The organism is Enterovirga sp., from assembly GCF_035325185.1.
GTDB lineage: Bacteria > Pseudomonadota > Alphaproteobacteria > Rhizobiales > Beijerinckiaceae > Enterovirga.
In genome coordinates, this window is sequence record NZ_DAOLAJ010000157.1 from 1 (window position 1) to 4,650 (window position 4,650).

At 67.9% G+C, this 4,650-nt stretch carries 5 protein-coding genes, 1 tRNA gene and 1 pseudogene; 5 read left to right on the forward strand and 2 right to left on the reverse strand.

Going from position 1 to position 4,650, the window contains the following annotated elements; all coding sequences use genetic code 11:
* The 5 genes and pseudogenes from PKD06_RS18375 to PKD06_RS18395 form a co-directional block, all read left to right on the forward strand.
* A pseudogene (locus PKD06_RS18375) lies at positions 1 to 306 on the forward strand (malonyl-CoA synthase); the annotation flags it as partial.
* Between the two features lie 65 nt (positions 307 to 371).
* Complete coding sequence (locus tag PKD06_RS18380) at positions 372 to 1,406, forward strand: alpha/beta hydrolase (RefSeq protein WP_324382694.1); 1,035 nt, start codon at positions 372 to 374, stop codon at positions 1,404 to 1,406.
* Positions 1,407 to 1,545: 139 nt separating this feature from the next.
* Entirely contained in the window at positions 1,546 to 2,763 is a 1,218-nt protein-coding gene (locus PKD06_RS18385; RefSeq protein ID WP_324382696.1) for an MFS transporter, read from the forward strand.
* Positions 2,753 to 3,007: a hypothetical protein gene (locus tag PKD06_RS18390; RefSeq protein WP_324382698.1), complete on the forward strand. Its 255-nt coding sequence runs from the start codon at positions 2,753 to 2,755 to the stop codon at positions 3,005 to 3,007. The genes PKD06_RS18385 and PKD06_RS18390 overlap by 11 nt, the downstream gene beginning before the upstream one ends.
* A gap of 63 nt (positions 3,008 to 3,070) precedes the next feature.
* Complete coding sequence (locus PKD06_RS18395) at positions 3,071 to 3,364, forward strand: HlyU family transcriptional regulator (protein ID WP_324382700.1); 294 nt, start codon at positions 3,071 to 3,073, stop codon at positions 3,362 to 3,364.
* Between the two features lie 4 nt (positions 3,365 to 3,368).
* Here PKD06_RS18395 and PKD06_RS18400 read toward each other — a convergent pair.
* Together PKD06_RS18400 and PKD06_RS18405 are read right to left on the reverse strand one after the other, a co-directional pair.
* Positions 3,369 to 3,445: transfer RNA gene (locus PKD06_RS18400), tRNA-OTHER, on the reverse strand.
* 196 nt (positions 3,446 to 3,641) lie between these two features.
* Positions 3,642 to 4,472 (reverse strand): ABC transporter ATP-binding protein, encoded by an 831-nt coding sequence (locus PKD06_RS18405; protein ID WP_324382702.1) that lies wholly within the window; start codon positions 4,470 to 4,472, stop codon positions 3,642 to 3,644.
* Positions 4,473 to 4,650 lie beyond the last annotated feature (178 nt).

A 4,650-nucleotide genomic window follows, 5' to 3' on the forward strand; every position in this document is an offset into this window, starting at 1 on the left:
TCCGGCGGCTTCAACGTCTATCCGAAGGAGGTCGAGAGCGAGATCGACGCCATCGACGGCGTGGTGGAGAGCGCGGTGATCGGGCTGCCGCATACGGATTTCGGCGAGGCGGTGACGGCCGTCGTCGTGCCGGCGCCGGATGCGAAGCTCGACGAGGCGTCGGTGCTCGCCGCCCTCGACGGGCGCCTCGCCAAGTTCAAGCTGCCGAAGCGCGTGCTCTTCGCCGACGACCTGCCCCGCAACACGATGGGCAAGGTGCAGAAGAACGTCCTGCGCCAGCAGAACGACAGCCTCTACAAGGATTGAGGAGGCGGGGAGCCGGACCTCGGGCATGACCTTGCCGCCGGCGGGAAGAGGGCATAGCGCAAGACGTGGCATCCAGGCGATTCCGATCCTTCCCCGCTCTCACCCCGGGTCTCGGCAAGCTCCTGCGGTCCTCCGCCAAGCTCACGCGCGCCGCGCTCAAGCAGGGCGCCGCGGTGGCTCGGCAGGCGCAAGCCGTGGTGAAGACCCCGGAGGTCTCGAGCGCGGGCCGCCCGCGAGGCCGCTTCGTCCAGGTCGAGGGCATCCGCGTGCACTGCATCGTGCGGGGCAGGGGGAGGCCGGTCGTCCTCCTGCACGGGAACGGGACGATGGCGGAGGATTTCGTCCTGTGCGGCCTCCTCGACCAACTCGCCGCACGCTACCGGGTGATCGCCGTCGACCGGCCCGGCTTCGGCCGCACGAAGCGTCCTCGCCACCGCCTCTGGACCGCGGCGGCGCAGGCCCATCTCGTGGCGGGGGTCCTCGCGCGGCTCAAGGTCGAGCGGCCCGTCGTCGTCGCGCATTCCTGGGGCACGCTCGTCGCGCTGTCTCTCGCGGCTCAGAATGCCTGCGACCTCAGGGGGCTGGTTCTCCTCTCGGGCTATTTCTTCCCCGAGCAGCGAGCGGATCTCGCCTTGTCGGCCCCGCTGGCCGTTCCCGGATACGGCGACACGGCCCGCGCCGTCATGCCCCTTCCCATGCGCGAGCTGATGGCCCGGCAAGCCTTCCGCCATGTCTTCAGCCCGCAATCGGTGCCGGCCCGCTTCAAGACCCGCTTCCCGGTCGAGATCGCCCTCGGGCGCGAGCAGTTGCGCGCCTGCGCCGAGGATACCGCGAGCATGAACTCGGCCGCGGCCTGGCTCCATCCGCATTATCGCCATCTGAAGGTGCCGCTGGTCATCATGGCGGGCGACGCGGACAGGATCGTCGATACGGCGGCGCATTCGTGCCGCCTGCATCGCGAGGCGCCGGAAAGCACCCTGACCGTCCTGCCGGGAAAAGGGCACATGATCCATTATTTCGCGAAAAGCGGGATCGGACGGGCGGTCGACGGGCTCATGGATCCGGCAGGGCGTCCCCGGGCACGCCGCACGCGTTCGTGATCGGGAGCGCCGGCAACTTCTTCCTGAAAGTATGGTCTAAGTTGTTCTGAGCGCATGCTGTTGCCGGAAAACCGGATTCCGCTTTCCCCCGGCGTGCTCTAGCTTGCGGCAGCTTCCGAGAAAGTCGAAGACGATCGATATGACGACCGCCGTTCTGTCAGCCTCCCGCCCCAGGACCTATCTGGCTGTCCTGGTGGTCCTGGGCCTGACGCATCTCCTGAACGATCTGATGCAGTCGCTGATTCCGGCGGCTTATCCCATCATCAGGGATGCCTACGGACTGGATTTCGTGCAGATCGGGATGATCACCCTGACCTTCCAGGTCGCGGGATCCCTGCTGCAGCCGGTCGTCGGCATGGTGACCGACCACCACCCGGCGCCCTATTCGCCGGTGGCGGGCATGCTGTTCACGCTGTCGGGGCTGGTCGCCCTGGCCTTCGCGCACAGCTACGGGATCATCCTCGTCTCGGTCGCGCTGATCGGCATCGGCTCCTCGATCTACCATCCCGAGGCCACGCGGATGGCGCGCTATGCGGCCGGCGGCCGGCACGGCTTCGCGCAGGGGCTGTTCCAGGTGGGCGGGCAGGCCGGCGGCGCCCTCGGACCGGTCTTCGCCGCCTTGATCATCGTGCCCTGGGGGCAGCCGAGCCTCGCATGGTTCGCGCTCATGGCCCTCGTGGCCATGATGCTGCTCGCATGGATCGGCAGCCAGCAGAGGCAGATCAGCGCGGAATTCGCGGCCGCGCGCTCCGCCCACAAGGACGGCAAGACCGGGCAGGCCCGCCATTCCGCATTCACCATCGGCCTCGGGCTGGTCGTCCTGATGCTGCTGATGTTCTCCAAGAACGCCTATAGCGAAAGCTTCCGCTCCTTCTATACCTTCTATCTGATGGACAGGTTCGGGCTGTCCATTCCCTCGGCCCAGATGATGCTCTTCATCTTCCTTCTCGCCTCGGCGGTGGGCGTGCTGATCGGCGGAATCGTCGGCGACCGCATCGGCCGCTCCCGCATCATCTGGATCTCGATCCTCGGGCCGCTGCCCCTGACGCTGATCCTGCCCTATGCGGACCTGTTCTGGACGGGCGTGCTGACGGTGCTGATCAACCTCATCATGGCCAGCGCCTTCGCCTCGATCCTCATCTACGCGATGGAGCTGCTGCCCAACCGGATCGGCCTGATCGGCGGGTTGTTCTACGGCCTGAATTTCGGCCTCGGCGGCATCGCGGCGGCCATCCTCGGCGTGCTGGCGGACCGATACGGCGTCGCGGCGGTCTACCGGATGTGCTCGTTCCTGCCGCTGGTGGGCCTCCTGGCCTGGTTCCTCCCGCGGCTCCATGAGGACGCCCATGTCCGTTGACCGGCCGGATGCTTTTCCGTGCCGTTTCGAGCTGTGCTATCCTTCCTTCATGTCGGCTCTGCTGAAGATCACCAACGAGGCCGAGGGCCTGATGCGGCGGCGCTTCATCTTCGAGGGGGTGGAGTGGATGACGCGCGCCGGCATCCTCGAGGAAGACGAGCGCATCGAGCTGATCGACGGGGAGATCGCGCCCGCGCTGGTGCCAGGGCTGGCCGTGAGGCTGGGCGATCTCGATCTGCGCTGAGAGACTTGCCCGCCTCCCAGGCCCCGCGGGCCTCGCGATCCTTGTCCATTGCAGGAGACCATCATGTCCTTCTGGAAGCGCATCTTCGGCGGCGGTTCCGCGTCCAAGGAGCCGGCGGAGCCGCAAACGACGGCCGAGATCGAGCACAACGGCTTCACGATCCGCGCCCAGCCCTATCTGGCGGAGGGCGGCCAGTATCAGACGGCCGGGATCGTGCTGCACGGGGAGGGGGAGGCACGGCGCGAGCATCGGTTCGTGCGCGCGGACCGTTTCCCCATTCTCGACGACGCGACCGAATTCTCCCTGCGCAAGGGATGCCAGCTCGTCGACGAGCAGGGCGAGCGGATGTTCAGGTGAGGATTGGAGGCCCGACCCCGGATTCGAACCAGGGCTACGCGGCGTTGCACCGCCGGCGGGTCGCCACTCCCCCATCGGGCCGTGATGCCATGGTGGCGGCAAGCCGATAACAAATCGCTAAGGCCGCCGGGCGAAGCGCCCTCCTTGTCATCCCCGGCGGCCCGAGGGGCCGGAAAGGGGATCCAGGGGGTTCGCAGGCGGCTCTGGATCCGCTTCGCTCCAGCCGGGGACAAAGGGGGAACTTACCCCCGATCGCCCTGGCAAAGCCCGCTGGGCCTCAGGCGAGCCAGCGCTTGCGGCGCTTGTAGCTCTTCACGTTGCGGAAGCTCTTGCCCGAGCCCTCGGCCACGCCGAGATAGAATTCCTTGACGTCCTCGTTCTCGCGCAGGGAGGCGGCCGGCCCGTCCATGACGACACGGCCCGTCTCCAGGATGTAGCCGTAGGTCGCGTAGCGGAGCGCCATATGCGTGTTCTGCTCGGCGAGCAGGAAGGAGACGCCCGAGCGCGCATTGAGGTCGCGGACGATCTCGAAGATCTCTTCCACGATCTGCGGGGCGAGGCCCATCGAGGGCTCGTCGAGCAGGATCATGCGCGGCTTCGACATCATGGCGCGGCCGATCGCGCACATCTGCTGCTCGCCGCCGGAAGTATAGCCCGCCATCGAGGAGCGGCGCTGACGCAGGCGCGGGAAGGTCTCGTAGATCTCCTCGAGGTCGCGCCGGATGGCGGCGTTGCCGTCCCGGCGGGTGAAGGCGCCGGTGAGAAGGTTCTCCTCGATGGTGAGGTGGCCGAAGCAGTGGCGGCCCTCCAGCACCTGGATGCAGCCGCGCCGGACCAGCTCGCTCGGGGAGAGATGGTCCACGCGCTCGCCGGCGAAGGTGATGGAGCCCTTGGTGACCTCGCCGCGCTCGGCCCGCAGCAGGTTCGAGACGGCCTTCAGCGTCGTCGTCTTGCCCGCCCCGTTCGCACCGAGCAGCGCGACGATGCCCCCCTTCGCCACTTCCAGCGAGACGCCCTTCAGCACGAGGATGACGTGGTCGTAGACCACCTCGATATTGTTCACCGAGAGGATGGCTTCGGCGGAGGAGGGGGCGAGGGCCGCGCTCATGCCGGGGGGTGCCTCGCGGCTTGCGCGCGCAGGGGAATCCTCTCCCCGCTGGTGGCAGGGCTATCGCATCCAGCGGGTCGCGGCCGCCCCAATCCTCCCCCCGCGAAGCGGCGGGGAGGGCGGACTCGGCCGAAGGCCGAGCCGGATGGGGGGCGGTTCAGCCTGCTGTAAGGCTTGG

Coding starts and splice junctions, on each gene's coding strand:
- PKD06_RS18385 (WP_324382696.1), top strand. CDS start 1,546: ATGACGACCGCCGTTCTGTCAGCCTCCCGCCCCAGGACCTATCTGGCT.
- PKD06_RS18390 (WP_324382698.1), top strand. CDS start 2,753: ATGTCCGTTGACCGGCCGGATGCTTTTCCGTGCCGTTTCGAGCTGTGC.
- PKD06_RS18395 (WP_324382700.1), top strand. CDS start 3,071: ATGTCCTTCTGGAAGCGCATCTTCGGCGGCGGTTCCGCGTCCAAGGAG.
- PKD06_RS18405 (WP_324382702.1), bottom strand. CDS start 4,472: ATGAGCGCGGCCCTCGCCCCCTCCTCCGCCGAAGCCATCCTCTCGGTG.